Annotated in this window: 18 protein-coding genes and 1 riboswitch; of the genes, 8 read left to right on the forward strand and 10 right to left on the reverse strand. The window is 62.8% G+C overall.

The genetic code is table 11. The annotated features are described in order from the left end of the window. Positions 1 to 21 precede the first annotated feature (21 nt). The 6 genes from B015_RS0112390 to B015_RS0112415 all read left to right on the forward strand — a co-directional run bounded on the left by B015_RS0112390 (position 22) and on the right by B015_RS0112415 (position 5,170). On the forward strand, positions 22 to 1,152 hold the full coding sequence (locus B015_RS0112390) for a ribonucleotide-diphosphate reductase subunit beta (RefSeq protein ID WP_018428014.1): 1,131 nt from the start codon (positions 22 to 24) through the stop codon (positions 1,150 to 1,152). Next, the gene (locus tag B015_RS0112395; protein ID WP_018428015.1) at positions 1,143 to 1,391 is read left to right on the forward strand and encodes a hypothetical protein; all 249 of its coding nucleotides are present in this window, start codon (positions 1,143 to 1,145) and stop codon (positions 1,389 to 1,391) included. The genes B015_RS0112390 and B015_RS0112395 overlap by 10 nt, the downstream gene beginning before the upstream one ends. Next, positions 1,388 to 2,146: a precorrin-6A synthase (deacetylating) gene (gene cobF / locus B015_RS0112400; RefSeq protein ID WP_018428016.1), complete on the forward strand. Its 759-nt coding sequence runs from the start codon at positions 1,388 to 1,390 to the stop codon at positions 2,144 to 2,146. The genes B015_RS0112395 and cobF overlap by 4 nt, the downstream gene beginning before the upstream one ends. A 74-nt stretch (positions 2,147 to 2,220) precedes the next feature. Next, positions 2,221 to 2,431: riboswitch (cobalamin riboswitch) on the forward strand. A 107-nt stretch (positions 2,432 to 2,538) separates the two neighbouring features. After that, positions 2,539 to 3,801 carry an aromatic ring-hydroxylating dioxygenase subunit alpha gene (locus B015_RS0112405; RefSeq protein ID WP_018428017.1) on the forward strand — a complete coding sequence of 421 codons (1,263 nt, stop codon included), beginning with the start codon at positions 2,539 to 2,541 and terminating at the stop codon, positions 3,799 to 3,801. Positions 3,802 to 3,806: 5 nt separating this feature from the next. Beyond that, positions 3,807 to 4,898, forward strand: a complete 1,092-nt coding sequence (locus tag B015_RS0112410) for a hybrid-cluster NAD(P)-dependent oxidoreductase (RefSeq protein ID WP_026227207.1) — start codon at positions 3,807 to 3,809, stop codon at positions 4,896 to 4,898. Further along, entirely contained in the window at positions 4,895 to 5,170 is a 276-nt protein-coding gene (locus tag B015_RS0112415) for a hypothetical protein (RefSeq protein WP_018428019.1), read from the forward strand. Before B015_RS0112410 ends, B015_RS0112415 begins: the two co-directional genes overlap by 4 nt. Before the next feature lie 259 nt (positions 5,171 to 5,429). Here the strand turns inward: B015_RS0112415 and ssb are convergent, their stop codons facing one another. From ssb to B015_RS0112450, 7 genes are all read right to left on the reverse strand, one after another. After that, positions 5,430 to 6,005, reverse strand: a complete 576-nt coding sequence (gene ssb / locus B015_RS0112420) for a single-stranded DNA-binding protein (RefSeq protein ID WP_018428020.1) — start codon at positions 6,003 to 6,005, stop codon at positions 5,430 to 5,432. 240 nt (positions 6,006 to 6,245) lie between these two features. After that, the gene (locus B015_RS0112425) at positions 6,246 to 7,040 is read right to left on the reverse strand and encodes a sugar isomerase domain-containing protein (protein ID WP_018428021.1); all 795 of its coding nucleotides are present in this window, start codon (positions 7,038 to 7,040) and stop codon (positions 6,246 to 6,248) included. Positions 7,041 to 7,060: 20 nt separating this feature from the next. Next, the gene (locus tag B015_RS0112430) at positions 7,061 to 7,801 is read right to left on the reverse strand and encodes a GntR family transcriptional regulator (protein WP_018428022.1); all 741 of its coding nucleotides are present in this window, start codon (positions 7,799 to 7,801) and stop codon (positions 7,061 to 7,063) included. Then, positions 7,798 to 8,673 (reverse strand): ROK family protein, encoded by an 876-nt coding sequence (locus B015_RS0112435; protein ID WP_018428023.1) that lies wholly within the window; start codon positions 8,671 to 8,673, stop codon positions 7,798 to 7,800. The genes B015_RS0112430 and B015_RS0112435 overlap by 4 nt, the downstream gene beginning before the upstream one ends. Continuing rightward, on the reverse strand, positions 8,670 to 9,551 hold the full coding sequence (locus tag B015_RS0112440) for a carbohydrate ABC transporter permease (RefSeq protein WP_018428024.1): 882 nt from the start codon (positions 9,549 to 9,551) through the stop codon (positions 8,670 to 8,672). Before B015_RS0112440 ends, B015_RS0112435 begins: the two co-directional genes overlap by 4 nt. After that, complete coding sequence (locus tag B015_RS0112445) at positions 9,548 to 10,438, reverse strand: sugar ABC transporter permease (protein ID WP_026227208.1); 891 nt, start codon at positions 10,436 to 10,438, stop codon at positions 9,548 to 9,550. The genes B015_RS0112440 and B015_RS0112445 overlap by 4 nt, the downstream gene beginning before the upstream one ends. A gap of 176 nt (positions 10,439 to 10,614) precedes the next feature. After that, positions 10,615 to 11,901 carry an extracellular solute-binding protein gene (locus B015_RS0112450; RefSeq protein WP_026227209.1) on the reverse strand — a complete coding sequence of 429 codons (1,287 nt, stop codon included), beginning with the start codon at positions 11,899 to 11,901 and terminating at the stop codon, positions 10,615 to 10,617. 259 nt (positions 11,902 to 12,160) lie between these two features. Here B015_RS0112450 and B015_RS33555 point away from each other — a divergent pair, with 259 nt between their 5' ends. Together B015_RS33555 and B015_RS0112460 are read left to right on the forward strand one after the other, a co-directional pair. After that, entirely contained in the window at positions 12,161 to 12,325 is a 165-nt protein-coding gene (locus B015_RS33555; protein WP_018428027.1) for a hypothetical protein, read from the forward strand. A gap of 150 nt (positions 12,326 to 12,475) precedes the next feature. Next, a complete protein-coding gene (locus tag B015_RS0112460; protein WP_018428028.1) occupies positions 12,476 to 13,117 on the forward strand; it encodes a VOC family protein in 642 nt (213 codons plus the stop codon). 52 nt (positions 13,118 to 13,169) lie between these two features. Here the strand turns inward: B015_RS0112460 and B015_RS30785 are convergent, their stop codons facing one another. The 3 genes from B015_RS30785 to B015_RS0112475 form a co-directional block, all read right to left on the reverse strand. Further along, the gene (locus B015_RS30785; protein WP_018428029.1) at positions 13,170 to 13,766 is read right to left on the reverse strand and encodes a hypothetical protein; all 597 of its coding nucleotides are present in this window, start codon (positions 13,764 to 13,766) and stop codon (positions 13,170 to 13,172) included. Between the two features lie 82 nt (positions 13,767 to 13,848). Beyond that, complete coding sequence (locus B015_RS0112470; RefSeq protein ID WP_018428030.1) at positions 13,849 to 15,333, reverse strand: NAD(P)/FAD-dependent oxidoreductase; 1,485 nt, start codon at positions 15,331 to 15,333, stop codon at positions 13,849 to 13,851. A 174-nt stretch (positions 15,334 to 15,507) separates the two neighbouring features. Continuing rightward, positions 15,508 to 15,960: a cupin domain-containing protein gene (locus B015_RS0112475; protein ID WP_018428031.1), complete on the reverse strand. Its 453-nt coding sequence runs from the start codon at positions 15,958 to 15,960 to the stop codon at positions 15,508 to 15,510. Between the last annotated feature and the right edge of the window lie 7 nt (positions 15,961 to 15,967).

The raw sequence follows: 15,967 nt of genomic DNA on the forward strand, positions 1-15,967 counted from the left end.
GACAAACGAGAGGATAGAAGAATGCTTGACTGGTCCGAACCAAAGGCAACCACAAAGGCCGCCCTCCTGCCACAGCAACCCGACGCGGCTCCATCGGCCGAAGCCACTGGGCTTGGCGTGATCGAACGTGGCGGCGCGCGCGTGTCGGTCGACGACAAGCGCATGATCAATGCCCGTGCGGATGTGAACCAGCTGCTGCCGCTGAAATATCGCTGGGCCTGGGAAAAATACCTCTCAGGCTGCAACAATCACTGGATGCCGACCGAAGTGTCGATGCAGGCCGATATCGCCTTGTGGAAGTCCAAGGACGGATTGACCGAGGACGAGCGGCGCATGATCAAGCGCAATCTGGGCTTCTTCGCCGCATCGGAGTCACTGGTCGCCAACAACATCGTCCTGGCGATCTACCGCCACCTCACCAACCCCGAATGCCGCCAGTACCTGCTGCGCCAGGCCTTCGAGGAAGCGATCCACACCCACACCTTCCAGTACATCGTCGAAAGCCTCTCCCTGGATGAGGGCGAGCTGTTCAACATGTACCGCGAGGTAACGTCGATCACCGACAAGGCCGCATGGGCCCTGAAACACACGCAGTCGCTTGACGATCCCGAGTTCAGGACCGGCACGCCGGAATCCGACCAGGCATTCCTACGCGATCTCGTCGCCTTCTACGTCATCTTCGAGGGCATGTGGTTCTACACGGGCTTCGCCCAGATCCTGTCGCTCGGCCGCCGCAACAAGATGGTCGGCATCGCCGAACAGTACCAGTACATACTGCGCGACGAGAGCATCCACCTCAACTTCGGCATCGACGTGATCAACCAGATCAAGCTGGAGAACCCGCATCTGTGGACCCGCGCCTTCCAGGAGGAAGTCCGCAGCATGGTCAAGGATGCGGCAGACCTCGAGGCAGCCTATGGGCGAGACACGATGCCTCGCGGCTTCCTTGGGCTCAATGCTGCGCTCTGCGAGCAGTACATGCACTTCATCGCCAACCGCCGCTGCGCCCAGCTCGGTCTCGCGCCGGTCTTCGCTGAAACCGACAATCCGTTCCCGTGGATGTCGGAGGCCATGGATCTCAAGAAGGAAAAGAACTTCTTCGAGACCCGCGTCATCGAATACCAGAACGGCGGAGCGCTGGCATGGGACTGACGCTCGGACGCCGGCAAACGGCACGGACCGCAAAACCGCTTCCGCAACCCGAGGAGGTCCTGATAGCCTGGTTGATGGCGCAGCCTGACGGCAGCGACCTGACAGCTGCGGTCAACATGGAGATCCGTCGTCTTGACGGCTATCGCGGCCCGCATCCCGGCCCCAACCGCTTGAAAGAGCTGTTTATCGAACTCGGTCGGGAACTGGCGGTCTCCCACATTTCCGGGAGGCTCCAATGAGAAGGAAGGTGCTGATCATCGGCATCGGTGCGGGCAATCCCGACTTCGTCACCGTTCAGGCGGTGAACGCCATGAACAAGGTCGATGTGTTTTTCATCCCGAACAAGGGCATCGGCAAGCAGGAGCTTGCCCGTGTCCGGCGTGAGATCCTTGAGCGTCACGTGCGGGACCGCCCCTTCCGAACCGTAGAGTTCAAGACACCCGAACGGCGCGCCGGCGACGACTACGAGCAGCTGGTGTCCGACTGGCATGAAGAGGTCGAGGCGACATACGGCAAGCTGGTCATGGAGGAACTGGACGCGTCGCAGACCGGGGCATTCCTGGTCTGGGGCGATCCGACCCTCTACGACAGCACCATGCGCATCCTCGATCGCCTCAAGGACCGCGGTGATTTCGAACTCGACTATGAGGTCCTTCCCGGCATCAGCAGCATTCAGGCGCTGGCGGCCCAGCACAAAGTCGCCTTGTGCGACATCGGGCGCTCGATCCTGATCTCGACCGGGCGTAGCATGGGCGAAGGTTTTCCCAACAATGCCGACAGCGTGGTCATCATGCTCAATGCCGAGAAGACGTTGCGGCAAGCCGACGGCGATCTCGATGTCTATTGGGGCGCCTATGTCGGCATGCCGGAAGAGGTTCTCATCTCGGGCAAGCTCAAAGAGGTGATCGACGACATCGAGCGTGTCCGCAACGAAGCGCGTCGCGCCAACGGATGGATCATGGACGCAGTGCTTGTGAAGCCAGCAAGCACCTGACGGCAACATGGCCGCTGTCGTCTTTGCATTCCGCCGATGTCGCTTTCGCGGCTTTGTCAGCGATGCTTCCGTGATCTGATCAAGATGTTCAAGGTGCCCGCCGGCGAAGTGGTCTGCGGGATAATTGGGAAGCCGGTTAGATCCCGGCGCTGCCCCCGCAACGGTAGCGAAGCTTGACGTCTCGACGGGAGAACCACTGGGCAAATGCCTGGGAAGGTGTCGGGACAGTCCTCAACAAAGGACAGCTTCGGAGCCCGGAAACCAGCCTCGAATTCTTTCAACCGACTGATCGCGGTGGGCGGTCAAGAGGCAGAGCGTCCGGGCATTTGAACCCGCGCGATCTTCCCCTCCATACCACCAGTTCAGTCCTTGTACCGCTAGCGAGGACGGACATGGACACGCGCAATGAAATGCTGAAACTCATCCGCGAACGGCGCGATGGCTTCAGCCTGCAGCAACCCTTCTACATCGACCCGGAGTTCTACAAGCTCGACCTCGAACTGATCTGGTATCGAGACTGGCTGTTCGTCGGCCACGACTGCGAGGTCGCCAAAGCCGGAAGCTTCTTCACCGTCCAGATAGGCGACTATCCAGTCGTCATCGTACGCGGACGCGATGGTCAAATCCGCGCCTTCCACAACTCCTGCCGCCATCGCGGCAGCCGCGTCTGCACCACGGAAAAAGGAACGTCGGCGCGACTGGTCTGCCCTTACCACCAATGGACCTACGACCTCGACGGCAAGCTGGTCTTCGCCCGCCAGATGGCAGAGAACTTCAACAAGGAGGACTTCGGGTTGAAGCCCGTCGCCTGCGAAAGCGTCGGTGGCTACATCTTCATCTGCCTGGCCAAGGAGCCGGCCGACTTCCGCCCGTTCCGGTCACTGATGGAGCCGTACTTCGCTCCCCACAATCTGGTCGATGCCAAGGTCGCTTTCGAAGCCACCATCGTCGAGAAGGGCAACTGGAAGCTGGTCTGGGAGAACAACAGGGAGTGCTATCACTGCGCGGCCAACCATCCTGAGCTGTGCAAGACCTTCCCCGAAGCTCCAACCGTCACCGGGGTTAACGGCGCCGAAAGCGATCCCGACATGCTTGCGCATTGGTCGCACTGCGAGGCGGCAGGGCTGCCCTCGCGCTTTCGAATAGACGACGAAGGACAATACCGCGCCACCCGCGCCCCGCTTCTCGGCAAGGCCGTCAGCTACACGACTACGGGCAGGCGTGCCGTGCGCAAGAACCTGTCCGACCAGGTCGCGGCCGACCGCATCGGCACGCTGTTGCTCTACCACTATCCGACGACCTGGAACCATGTTCTAGGCGATCATGCCGTCACCTTCCGCGTATTGCCGATCAGCACAACGGAAACGGCAGTCACCACCAAATGGCTGGTGCATAAGGACGCGGTCGAAGGTGTCGATTACGACTTGAAGGAGTTGACCCATGTCTGGACCGAGACCAACGACGAGGACCGCCGCATCGTCGAGGAGAACGCCTTCGGCATCAGGTCGCCGGCCTATGAGCCCGGGCCATATTCCGAACATCACGAAGGCGGCGTGATCCAGTTCGTCGACTGGTATGCGCGCTTCATCGAACCACGGCTCGCCGACGGGCAAAAGCCCGCCCTGCGCAGCGTCGCCAGAGGGAGTAGGTCATGAATGCCATGAGCGACCCCGCCCTCTATCGCCACCTCGACGAGATGACCCCGTGGAATGATCGCCTCCAGGTGCTGGAGGTGATCGGTGTGGTGGATGAAGCACCTGATGTGAAGACTTTCGCCTTCCGTTCGGATGCACAGACCTGGTTTCGCTACAAGCCGGGCCAGTTCGTGACGCTGGAACTGCCGACACCGGACGGTCCGCTCTTGCGGACCTACACGCTGTCGTCGTCGCCATCGCGACCGTTCTCCATCGCCGTCACCGTCAAGGCGCAGGCAGGCAGTACAGGCACGCGCTGGATGTTCGACAACCTCGTCCCGGGCTCGCGCCTCAAGGCGTTTGGTCCGGTCGGGAACTTCTCTCACCACAACCATCCGGCGGCAAAATACCTGTTCATCTCGGCCGGCTCCGGCATCACGCCGATGATGTCGATGCTGCGCTGGCTCAACGACTGCGCCCCATGGACCGACGTTGCCTTCGTCAACTGCGCCCGCTCGCCCGACGAGATCATCTTCCGCAAGGAACTCGAACTCCTGGGCAGCCGCATGCCGGGCCTGTCGCTCGGATTCATGATCGAAGAGCGGTCGAGCCGCGAGAGCTGGTTCGGCCATATGGGGCGGATCGATGCCGTCAGGCTACCGCTGCTCGCGCCAGACTTCCGCGATCGCGAGATCTTCTGCTGCGGACCCGACCCGTTCATGCGTGCAGTGCGCGACATGTTGCAAGCGGCGGGCTTCGACATGGCGCACTATCACCAGGAAAGCTTCGGCACGCCTGTCGCCGAAGTGTCGCCGATCACCACCGCCCCGGGAAATGAAGACGCAGAAGGCAGCACCGCGTTTGCCATCAGCTTCGTCGGTTCTAATGTGGACGGCCGCTGCGCCGCCGACCAGACGGTGCTGCAAGCTGCACGTGCCAACGGCGTTCGCATTTCTGCTGCTTGTGAGTTCGGTCTGTGCGGCACGTGCCGCGTCAGGAAGATCTCCGGCGAAGTCGCCATGAGCCACAATGGCGGCATCCTAGACGACGAGATCGCCGAGGGTTACATCCTCGCCTGCTGTTCCAGACCGCTGTCAGCACTGGAATTGGAAGCATGAGCGCGAGCGACGAACGGGCAAAAGTCACCGCGCCACGCAAGAAGATAGACGGCCAGTTGATGGCCGCCATATCGCCGCTGCCGCCGCCGGAGGAGGTGTTCGTGGACTGGCTGTTGTCGGTGCCCCACGGCATCAGCATCGAGGCGGCAGCGCGACGGCAGCTTGCCGTGATGGATCGGCGAGCGCTTCCCAACTCCGATGTCCAGGTACTTCGTACGCTTCTCGCCGCAGTCGCAGGTCGTAGCCACTGCCGACCGATGTTCAATCCTTGAAGCTTCCGCCACTGTTTCGGCTGGCGAAGGTTTTGTTTTGGCCTAGCCGAGCGAAGGCATATCCGCGGCAGGCCGAAGTTCCGTATCCACCGCGATCTGACAAAAGTAGCCCGCGTTCACGCAGCGTTTGCACACAGTTAAGATGTACCGCCCCGACTGAAAGAGGGCGGAACTCGCTTCGCGAAACACGCAAAGAAAAAGGCGTTGAGAAACAACGCCTTATCTCAAAGAATATTGATGTTAAGTGGAGTATTCCGGATCAGAACGGAATCTCGTCGTCGAGGTCACGCGAACCGCCGCCGCCCTGGCCACCGCGATTGCCGCCGCCGCCACCGCCAAAGCCACCACGATTGCCGCCGCCATAGCTGTCGGTCGGGCTCGACTGACCGAAGTCGGAACGGCCACCGCCGCCGCCACCGTAACCACCGCCCTGGCCGCCACCATAGCCGACCTGGCCACCGCCGTAGCCGGCGTCACCACCCTGGCCGCGTGCGTCGAGCATCTGCAACTCACCACGGAACTTCTGCAGCACGATTTCGGTGGTGTAGCGCTCGACACCGTCCTTTTCCCATTTACGGGTCTGGAGCTGGCCTTCGATGTAAACCTTCATGCCCTTCTTCAGGTACTGCTCGGCGACCTTGGCGAGATTGTCATTGAAGATGACGACCTGGTGCCACTCGGTCTTTTCCTTGCGCTCGCCCGAATTCTTGTCGCGCCAGCTTTCCGAGGTCGCGATCCTCAGGTTGACGACCGGCTCGCCTGAATTGAGACGGCGGATTTCAGGGTCGGCACCCAGATTACCGACCAGAATGACCTTGTTGACACTACCTGCCATGACACCGCTCCGCGCTTATCCGAAACCAAAATTCCAAGAAAATGTGAGGGCGCACACTAGCCCAAAGCACGCTCCGCCCGCGCCCCCTGCCGACGGAAAACCACATACCGTCCACAAGTCATTTTTGTTCTTATTTTGTTCTATCGCTAATGGCGGTAAATGGCAAGAGCCAGTCGCACCAAATGCAAGCGGGCCGCCCTTTCGGACGACCCGCCAGCATTCTGACGTCAGGAGCAGGGCTTATGCCTCGCCCTGCATGCGGTCCTTGAAGAAATCAAGATGCTTGCGCTGCGCCTCGATCATCTTCTCGCGATAGATGCCGTAGATCACGTCGGTGTCGTGCAGCGTTACACCCTCGATTGTCGGCGAGGCGAAGGTCGGCAGTTCGATGCCGCGGTCGGCGAGCTTTTGCGCAGTACGCGCGATCAGCTCATGCGTCATGATCATGGCAAGCACCGTCGACGAGCCGGCCACCGGGCGGCTCCAGCCCTTCACCGGCACGATCGCGTCCTCGATCGGCGAGGTCGTGTCGATGACGACGTCGGCGGCATCGGCCAGGCGCTTGCCTGAGGAATGGCTTGCCGGCTTGTCCAGATTGTTCTTGCTGGTGATGGCGACGACAAACAGTCCGCGTTTCTTGGCGTAGAGCGCCGTGTCGATGCCGGAAGCGTTGCGGCCGCTATGGCCGTAGATGATGATGGAGTCGCCGGGGTTGAGCGGCTGGTGGTCGAGGAATTTTTCGGCGTATTTCTCGGTGCGCTCCAGCCACAGAAGCTCACGCACGCCGCCCGAGCCCAGCACGTTGTGCCACATGACGCGCGGGTCGGTCAGCGGATTGAAGCCGACATAGGAGCCATAGCGCGGAAACGCCTCCTGGCATGGCAGCACCGAATGGCCTGAGCCGTAGAGATGCACCAGCCCCTTATTGGCAAGCGTCTCGGCGAGCCTTGCCGAGACGGTTTCGAATGCCGCCTCGTTGGCGCTCGCTGCCCCGTCTATGAGCTTGGCCAGCCGGCTGATGTAGGAAGTCGTCATGGGAAAAACCTTTCAGATGGTCAGAGATGGAGAACGGAACGGATTTCGTAGCGGTCGCCGCGCATGGTTGAGACCGTGAACTCGAACGGGCCGGAGCGGTCGAAGGCGATGCGCTCGACCATGAAGGCGGGACTGCCGGCGGCAAGCTGGATCAACTCGGCATCCTCGGGCTTGACCTCGCCGATGCGATAGATCTCGCGCGCCTCCTGGGGCACGATGCCATAGCTCGCCTTCAGCGTCTCATAGAGCGATGAGACGCCAGCCGCAGTGTCGAGCAGGCCCGGAACGCGCGCCGCCGGCAGATGCGCCGTCTGGATGCCGATGGGCTGATCGTTGCCGAGCCGGAGGCGGCGCAGCCGCAGCACAGGCGTGCCCTCCTCGATCTCCAGCGCGCCAGCCACCTGGGCATCAGCAGGAATGATCCGAGCGTCGAGCAGCCTTGTGCCCAGGTTGAGGCCGAGATTGGCCATCTCTTCGGTGAAACTGGTCAGCCCGCGCACGCCGGCAATGACGGTCGGGCTGCGCACGAAGGTGCCACGCCCGTGCTCGCGGCTGAGCAGACCGGAATCCTCAAGGTTGCGCAGCGCGTGACGCACGGTGATGCGACTGACACCAAGCAGGTCGCACAGCCGCTCCTCATTGGGGATCTGCGCGCCCGTCGCCCATTCGCCCGACGAAATCAGCGTCCGCATCGCTTGTTCGGCCTGATGCCACAGCGGTTCCGGCCGGCTGCGGTTGGGTTTCGCGAAATTTCCACTCATCGGATTTCGTCCCACTGTTGCCCCCGCGCCCCGGCGAATGCCGCACCGACAAGGCTCGCGTCCCTGCCGAAATCACCCATCTCGATGCGCACGTTCCGCAGATGCGGTGGCAATTGCCTCTCCATCGCGGTCCTCACCATCGGCACCAACACATCGGCGGCTTCGGCCACGCCGCCGGCGAAGATCACCGCCTGCGGGTCGAGCAGCGCCACCGCTGTCGCCAGGCTCACGCCCAGTGCCTGCGCCGGCCGCGCCAATGCGCCGAGCGCATCCGCATTTGCCGCACGTGCCGCTGCCACCAGCCCGCGCCCGTCGCCAAACCCGGCCTTTTCGCCGATGGCAGCGAGCGCCCTGCCCGATGCCTGCCGCTCCAGCCAGCCGTCGCGATCGTCGCCGTCGTCGTCGAGGTCGGCGCAGGCCCAGCCGAAAGAACAGGCCGCGCCCTGCCCGCCCCTGACGATGCGCGAGCCCGACAGCACCGCCGAGCCGATGCCGGTGCCGATCGCCACCAGGATGGCGTCCGAAAGCTCCTTGGCAGCACCGGCAGACGCCTCGGCCAGCAGCGCCAGCTGCGCATCCTGCCCAAGGCCAATTGCAAGACCTGGAAACAGCTCTTGCAGATCGACATCGTCGAGCCAGGGCAGATTAGGAATCCACAGGCAGCGCGTGCCACGTGCTGTGCCCGGCACCGAGATTCCGAGCCGCTCGGCGCCATGTTCTCGCGTCAGCCCGGTTATCTTGTCGCGGAAGCCGTCGAGCCACTGGGGCGCCGGCCACGCGCCGATATGCACGACGCCAGCAGGCGCGGCGGCGTCGCAAATCCCTGCCCGAAGCTGCGTGCCGCCGAGATCGATGGCCAGAACCTTGCTCATCCCTTCACTCCGGAGCTGACGATGGAGTCGACGAAGAAGCGCTGTAGGAACACGAACAGCACCAGCGGCGGCAGCACGGCGAGCGTCGCCCCGGCCATGACGAGGTTGGTGTTCATCGCGCCACGGTTGTAGCTCAACAGCCGGCTGAGGCTGATGACGATCGGATACTGATCGGCATTGCCCTGCAGCACCGTCAGCGGCCAGAGATAGCTGTTCCAGTGATAGACGAAGGCAAACAACGCCAGCGCCGCCACCGCCGGCGTCACCAGCGGCGCCACGATCACGAACAGGATGCGCATTTCGGACGCGCCGTCCATGCGCGCCGCATCGATCAGGTCGTCGGGCACACCTGATATGAACTGCCGCATCAGGAAGATACCGAAGGCGTTGGCGAGATTGGGCAGGATCACGCCGGCAAGGCTGCCATCGAGCCCGATGGTGCCGATCATCCGGTAGAGCGGGATCAGCGTCACGATCGGCGGCAGGAACATGGTCGCGATCATAAGCGCAAACAGCACGTTGCGGCCGCGGAAGCGATGCTTGGCGAATGCATAACCCGCCATCAGGCTGGTGACGATGATGCCGGCCGTGGTGATGGTGGCGATCACGGCCGAGTTCAGCATCGAGCGGCCGACATTGATGACGCCGGAGACCTTTTCGAACGCCTCGAGGCTCGGGCTCGCGGGAAGCCACACCGGCGGCACCTGCATGGTCTCGGCCGGCGTTTTCAGGCTCGACAGCACCATCCACACCAGCGGAAAGGCCGAGGCCACCGCCACCACAAGCATCAGCACGGCAACCATGTAGTCGCCGACGCCCGGCCGGGGTCGGTAGAAAAGAAGTCCGCGGCGCGGCCGCCATTCGCTTGCGGCGCTCATTCGTCGTCTCCCTTCCGGGCAAAGGCGAACAAAGCGAAGATCACCACGATCAGCGACAGCATCAGCGTCACCGCCATGGCCGAGCCCAGGCCGCCCTGGGCGCGTTCGATACCGACGCGCCTGATGTGATAGGTCAGCACATTGGTCGAGCCCACCGGCCCGCCTTGCGTGATCAGCGCCACGGGCTCGAACACCTGCACCGCATTGATGATGGCAATGACCGCGCTGAACAGCAGTGTCCGCTTCAGCAAGGGCAGCGTGATCGCGGTGAACTGCTGGCGCACGTTCGCTCCATCGATGGTCGCTGCCTCGTAGAGACTGGTCGGGATCTGCGTCAGCCCGGCCACCACAAGCACGGTGAAATAGCCGACCTGCTGCCAGACATTGAGGAACACGATTGATACCAGCGCTGTGCTGGGCGACGACAGCCAGGGCTGCGGCCCAACGCCCAGCCAGCCGAGCATCTGGTTGATCGGCCCCTCGCTCGGCGAATAGAGCTTTGACCACACCAGCGCCACTGCGATCATCGGCACCATATAGGTCGAAAACAGTATCGTTCGCAGCGCGTTTCCGCCGGCGACGTTGCGCTGGTAGACCAGCAGCCCGAGCCCGACCGAAACAGGCAGGATCAGCGCCACCGACATCAGCGTGTAGAGCGCGGTGTTGACCAGCGCGCCCTTGAAATCGCGACCCACCGATGTTGCGCCAAAAATCTCGCGGAAATTGTCGAACCCGACGAATTCGGCCGTCTGGAAACCGGTCTGCGTCGACCAGTCCTGCAGCGACAGCCACACCGTCAGCACCATCGGCACGACGATGAAGGCGCCGATTAGCGAGACGGCCGGCGTCAGCATCATCCAGACGGAATGTTGGTGGGTTCTGGTCATGAATGGATCAGGTGTATTCGAAGGTGCGTGAGACGGTGACGCTTCATCCTTCTCCCCGTTCACGGGGAGAAGATGCCGGCAGGCAGATGAGGGGCAGCGCGAACTTCAGATGTGGGCACCGCCCTTCCGACCCTTCGGGCCACCTTCTCCCCGCCAGCGGGGAGAAGGAAAAAGTCCTACTTCGCAGCCTTCTCCAGGATCGAGGCCGCGTCGGCCTGCGCGTTCGCCTGCGCCTCGGCAGCCGAAACCTTGCCATACTGCAGCGCCTCGATGGCCTGCTGCAGCGACTCCGAGAACTCCTGGCCGCCGAGCACGACCGGGAACGGCTTGGCGTCGGCCAGCACGCTGACATAACCCGACAGGAACTCGGAACCGAGCTTGTCCTTGAAGGCTTCGACGTCAGAGGTCCGCGACGGCAGGATACCCATCGACATCAGGATGCTGGCCATGGCGGAGGCGCCGTTCGGGCCCGATTTCGGGCTGTTCAGCCAGGCAAGGAAGTCCCACGCCGCCTTCTGCTCGGCTTCCGCCGCGCTAGCATTCACCACCGTCATCCACGAATAGGAGATCGAGCGCGGCTTGTCGCCCGAAGGCCCGACCGGGATTGGTGCGGTGGCGATGTCGGCGAACTTGTCGGTCATGCCCGCCTTGAGCGCACTCTCCCACCAGTTGGCCATGATGATCATGCCGGTCTTGCCGGAGACGAAGTTGTCGAGGAACGGCCCGGTCGTGTTGGCGTCGGCCGTGCCCATGGCCGGGTCGCTGGAGCCGGCCTTGATCAGCTCCTCATAGAGCTGGAAGGTTTCGCCGGCGTTCTTGCTGTCCAGCACCGGCTTGCCGTCGGTCACCAGCTCGCCGCCATTGGACACCAAAAGCGACGAGAATGGATGCACCACACCAGCCGCCCAGCTGTTGATCATGCCAAAGCCCTGCTGTCCCGCATCCTTCTTGGTCAGCTTGGCAGCTGCGTCCTTCAGCTCGTCCCAGGTCTTTGGGGCCGCTGCGATTCCCGCCTCCTTGAACAGTGCCTTGTTGTAGTTCAGCGCATAGACGTCGATCTCGTTGGGCACGCCATAGAGCACCCCGCCGACGCTTGCGGCAGACACTACGCCTGCCGGCCAGCCGCCCTTGACCTCGCCGGCAACAGCCTCGGGCGCCGGAGCGACCAGCTTGTCGCGCGCCAGCTCCGGCAGCCACAGGTCGTAGATGCCGGCAATCGTGGCACCCTGCCCGCCGCCCTGGGAGCGTAGCGTCGTCAGAAGGTCACCGAACGGCACCGCGCGCACCGTCACCGACACGTCGGGATGGTCCTTGGAAAAATCCTTGGCCGCCTGCTCCAGCAGCGCCACCGTCTCCGGCGGCCAGTGGGTCAGGTAGGAAATATTGACTGACTGCGCCCACACGGCGCTCGGCAACAGGGCGATGCCGGCGGCCAGCGCACCCTTGATCCACGCGAGTTTCATGAAATCGTCCTCCACATGCGGGGCCATGTTCCCGGCCTGATCCGCGCCAAGAGGTTATAACGTCATACTGACCTGTCAAGCAGCCAAATGAAATTTGCTGTGCCGTGAGATACCCAGCGGATCCGCAGACAGCCACCACGCATTTGGCAGGAGGCCGCCGGCGCCCGCTTGCAGTCGAACACGCCCTCCGCGACAACTGCGCTGCAGCAAAATCCGATCTGGCTTTGGGGGGGGCGCCGCCTACATCGACGAGTTCATCATGCTCTGCGCCGGCGCCTGGATGACGGCTGTCGGCTTTGGCTATGTCGACCTGCCGACACCAGCCAACCAGCCTTGGCTTGGCGACCTCGTGCGTCAGTTCAAATGGATGGGACCGTTGCTGATCTTGATCGCCATCGTTCTCGGTGTCGCCGCGCCATCCTGACGACCAGCCGGGGATGTGCAGAGAGTTCCCAGCCGCAGCGTTGACAAGGCAGAGCGGCTGCGGGCATGCTCCGCTTGCTGCGTAGGGCGCATCGGCGCGAGCCGAAAGGGCAATGCCCGCCTGCGATAGACAGACACCCCAGTTGCGCCCATGTCGAACCTCGAAAACCTCAGGAAGCAGGCCAAGCAGGTCCTGCGCTGGCATCGCGAAGGCTATTTTCCCGTTGCGGCACAAATCCGGGACACGTTGCCCCGTTTCAGCCGGCTCAGCGACAGCGAGATCATGCGTACCGCCTTCAAGCTCAGCGACGCCCAGGAATTCGTCGCGCGCCGGCAGGGTTTTGACGATTGGCGGGCGCTCAGATCAGGAGCACACGCAGTGACAGCTTCCAACCACGCCCGCCAACCAGCTCTCAGCTCGGTCTCGGCGCAACTCTTCGTCGCCGACATCGCGGCATCCTGCGCATTCTTCACCGAAAAGCTCGGCTTCACCGTCGACTTCGTCTATGGCGAGCCGCCTTTCTACGGCCAGGTCGTCCGCGACCGGGCCGCACTCGCCCTCAGGCTCGTCTGCGAACCGGTCTTCGTCGGCGACATCAGGACGCGCGAGCACTTGCTGTCGGCCTCGATCGCCGTCGACACGGCAGCCGAGATCAAGCAACTCTTCCTCGATTTCCAGGCCGCCGGCGTGACGTTCCACCAGACCTTGCGAAAGGAGCCATGGGGAGCCCGCAACTTCATCGTGCTCGACCCTGATGGCAATCTGATCCTGTTCGCCGGGCCGGCCGACTGAAATCGATCGCACCGGAGCGCGCCTTTGCCTGGCACACCCCCGGAAAATGCGGTCAATCTGGCGTGAACTCAAAGGTCGCGATCGTTTCTGACACGGTTTGTCGGCTGCTCCGCAAGCCTCGAAACACCGCAAGATCGTCCACCCGGTCGACAAGCGCGAGATGCTCTTCGATGACGTGATAATGCGGGCGGGAAAAATAGTCGTGCACCAGGATCGGACCCGACGTGTTGAGCGCACTCGTCAGCGCGCAGGCGACCCTGAACCTGCCGTCGACGAGCACCATCGCCTCGCCCGTCACCGGCCACGGCGCACGCGCATAGCCCGGCCATCTCGGCCGGGCGGCATCATCTTTGGGAAAGCCCCATTCCTTGACCGGGCCGATATCGGCGTGGACAAGGGTAACCCGTGCGCGGACCAGTTCAGGATCATCGCGCAGCCTCGCCAGCCACAGCGGATCGCTCTCCACTGAGATGATCCGGCGCACGCCGTTGGCCAGCGCAAACAAGGTGCTGGCGCCTGCTCCGTACTCGACCACCAGTCTGCGTTTCCTGAGGTGACGGCGCAGAAGCTCGGTCTCCGCCTGCGTCATCAGCGGCAGTCGCTCGGCGCGCCGCCTCCACCGGCGAACGAAGGGGATCAGGTCCAGCATGGCTTCACGCTAGAAAGAAGCGGACCGTGAAGCAACTGGCAGCTGAGACAGGCTCCCGGGACATCGCGAGCCAAAAGAACTCCTAGCTCGCGCTGTAGACCGGCGCCGATTGAAGGTAGCGCCCGAAGGCATCGGCGTTCGGAGGCGCGAACCGTTCGGCCAGCGGATTGCGTTTCTTGACGGTTGCGCCGATGTCTTCGAGCAGTTCATCGAAATGCCTGAAGTGATAGGGCGCTACACAGAGCCCGCCATAGACGCTTGCCGCCGGCCGCTCGTTGCGTTTCCAGTCGAGCATCATGTCGATGTTCTCACGCATCTCGCGCGCCGATGGCTGCTTCGCCAGCATGCCATCGGCATAACGCACCAGCCAGTTGGCGGCGAGATCGGCACACAGCACCGTGCAGAACGACGAGTTGAAACCGACGAAGCCGAGATCGGGAACATCAGGATTGGCGATCACCCGGTACAGCCGGTACTGGCCGTCGTCGTCGATCAGCTTGCGGCGCACGTCCTCGGGCAGGAACGGAATGCCCATCTTCCAGCCCGTTGCCAGCACGGCGAGATCGGCCTTCACCATTTCGCCCCCGGTCAGCGCCACCGAACCATTTTCATAATGGTCGAATGTGCCCTGCACCGCCTTGATCCTGCCCGACCGGATCATCTCGAAGAAGCCGGGCGTCACGATCGGTACCGAGCAGTTGATCTCCTGTTCGATCGGCACCTTCGGGCGCATGCCCGCCTTGTTGAGCTTGAGCTGCATGGTCAGCAGGCTTTCCAGCGCCCGCCAGTTCGCCCAGACGAACGGCTTTGCAATTGCATGCTTCAGCCGCCCGAAGGCGCTCAGCCCCCAGCCGGGGAACATGTTCTCCTGGGCGCGGGTGTAGAGGATGCGCTTGAAGTTGATCAGGCCGCCGATGAAATAGGGAATGCGCCAGATCGGCTCGCGATAGACGATGGTGACGTTGCGCGCACCCTTCTGCGCCGCGTTGACGGCAATGTCGGTGGCTGACTTGGAGAAGCCGAGCACCACCACGTCCTTGTCCTTCACGACAGCCGGATCAGTGTATTCGCTCGAATGCATGACCGCGCCACCGGCAGCAGCAAACACATCCTTGCCCGGAAACTCAGGGATGTTCTTGTCGCTGAAATTGCCTGTGCAGACGACGACGAAGTCGAAATGCTCGCGGGAAGTGCCACCCTTTTCGTCCTCGAGCGTCAGCGTCCAGCCGCCTTCGCCGCCCCGCTCCATGCTGGCGACCGCGCAGCCGTAGCGAATGATGCCGGGCAGCCCGTGCTTGCGCGCATAGTCGGCAAGATAGGCATGCACCTGCACGCCCTTCGGCCACTCCGGAAACTCATCCGGCATCGCCATGTCGGTGTAGCGATAGAGCTCCTTGGGACTCTGCGTCTGCACGTCGGGGTAGGAGCGCGCCGGCTCCCATACGCCTCCGAGATCGCCGCTGCGCTCGACGATGGTCACGTCATGCCCATGCTGCCTGAACGTCTTGGCCGCCACCAGCCCGCTGACGCCGGCGCCGATCACGCACACTTTCTTCTTGCTGACCATGTGCTCCTCCTGATTTTTGGCAGCGGCCCGCTGCCCCGCCCGCACCATGGTTCGGGAGGTTCTCGCCGACGGGCAGCCGGCATTCACTGTTGAACGATGGGCGCATCAGCCCGAACGCAGGCCGGTCCGGCCTGCGTTCAAGCGATCGTTTTCCGGAACTGCGGCTTGGTGCGCCTAGTCGTTGGCTTCCGGCGGTAGGAAGTTGACCTCGTGCTCAGCCGAGACCTTCACCACCTCGGCCACGTCGGTCATGTTGTCGAGCTTGATGAACAGGTCTTCCAGCATTCGGGCCGGCGACACCCAGAACAGCGCCCGCGTCGGCTTGTCCGACTTGTTGAAGTAGCCGTGTGGAATGCCCCTGGGCATGCGCACGAGATCGCCGGCCTTGGCCTTCACCCATTCACCATCGAGCTTGAGGTCGAGTTCGCCCTCCTGCACCAGGATGAACTCGTCCTGGGTCGGATGGATATGCACGGGCACGAACTGGCCGGGCGCGCTGTTGGTCTCGAAGGCGAAGGTCGAGTCGCACACGGCCTTCGGAAAATAGACCTGGCCCAGGATGTTCCAGCTTTTGCCGGCAAAGCCCTTGCCGTCCTCGGTGATGCCCTTGGCGAGATTGTCAGACATGAATTTC

Origin of the sequence: Hoeflea sp. 108 (genome assembly GCF_000372965.1) — a bacterium.
Classification (GTDB): Bacteria; Pseudomonadota; Alphaproteobacteria; order Rhizobiales; family Rhizobiaceae; genus Aminobacter.

Bases quoted from the DNA above. Each gene is read 5' to 3' on its own strand.
- B015_RS0112390 (WP_018428014.1), top strand. From the start codon at position 22: ATGCTTGACTGGTCCGAACCAAAGGCAACCACAAAGGCCGCCCTCCTG.
- B015_RS0112395 (WP_018428015.1), top strand. From the start codon at position 1,143: ATGGGACTGACGCTCGGACGCCGGCAAACGGCACGGACCGCAAAACCG.
- cobF (WP_018428016.1), top strand. From the start codon at position 1,388: ATGAGAAGGAAGGTGCTGATCATCGGCATCGGTGCGGGCAATCCCGAC.
- B015_RS0112405 (WP_018428017.1), top strand. From the start codon at position 2,539: ATGGACACGCGCAATGAAATGCTGAAACTCATCCGCGAACGGCGCGAT.
- B015_RS0112410 (WP_026227207.1), top strand. From the start codon at position 3,807: ATGAGCGACCCCGCCCTCTATCGCCACCTCGACGAGATGACCCCGTGG.
- B015_RS0112415 (WP_018428019.1), top strand. From the start codon at position 4,895: ATGAGCGCGAGCGACGAACGGGCAAAAGTCACCGCGCCACGCAAGAAG.
- ssb (WP_018428020.1), bottom strand. From the start codon at position 6,005: ATGGCAGGTAGTGTCAACAAGGTCATTCTGGTCGGTAATCTGGGTGCC.
- B015_RS0112425 (WP_018428021.1), bottom strand. From the start codon at position 7,040: ATGACGACTTCCTACATCAGCCGGCTGGCCAAGCTCATAGACGGGGCA.
- B015_RS0112430 (WP_018428022.1), bottom strand. From the start codon at position 7,801: ATGAGTGGAAATTTCGCGAAACCCAACCGCAGCCGGCCGGAACCGCTG.
- B015_RS0112435 (WP_018428023.1), bottom strand. From the start codon at position 8,673: ATGAGCAAGGTTCTGGCCATCGATCTCGGCGGCACGCAGCTTCGGGCA.
- B015_RS0112440 (WP_018428024.1), bottom strand. From the start codon at position 9,551: ATGAGCGCCGCAAGCGAATGGCGGCCGCGCCGCGGACTTCTTTTCTAC.
- B015_RS0112445 (WP_026227208.1), bottom strand. From the start codon at position 10,438: ATGACCAGAACCCACCAACATTCCGTCTGGATGATGCTGACGCCGGCC.
- B015_RS0112450 (WP_026227209.1), bottom strand. From the start codon at position 11,901: ATGAAACTCGCGTGGATCAAGGGTGCGCTGGCCGCCGGCATCGCCCTG.
- B015_RS33555 (WP_018428027.1), top strand. From the start codon at position 12,161: ATGCTCTGCGCCGGCGCCTGGATGACGGCTGTCGGCTTTGGCTATGTC.
- B015_RS0112460 (WP_018428028.1), top strand. From the start codon at position 12,476: ATGTCGAACCTCGAAAACCTCAGGAAGCAGGCCAAGCAGGTCCTGCGC.
- B015_RS30785 (WP_018428029.1), bottom strand. From the start codon at position 13,766: ATGCTGGACCTGATCCCCTTCGTTCGCCGGTGGAGGCGGCGCGCCGAG.
- B015_RS0112470 (WP_018428030.1), bottom strand. From the start codon at position 15,333: ATGGTCAGCAAGAAGAAAGTGTGCGTGATCGGCGCCGGCGTCAGCGGG.
- B015_RS0112475 (WP_018428031.1), bottom strand. From the start codon at position 15,960: ATGTCTGACAATCTCGCCAAGGGCATCACCGAGGACGGCAAGGGCTTT.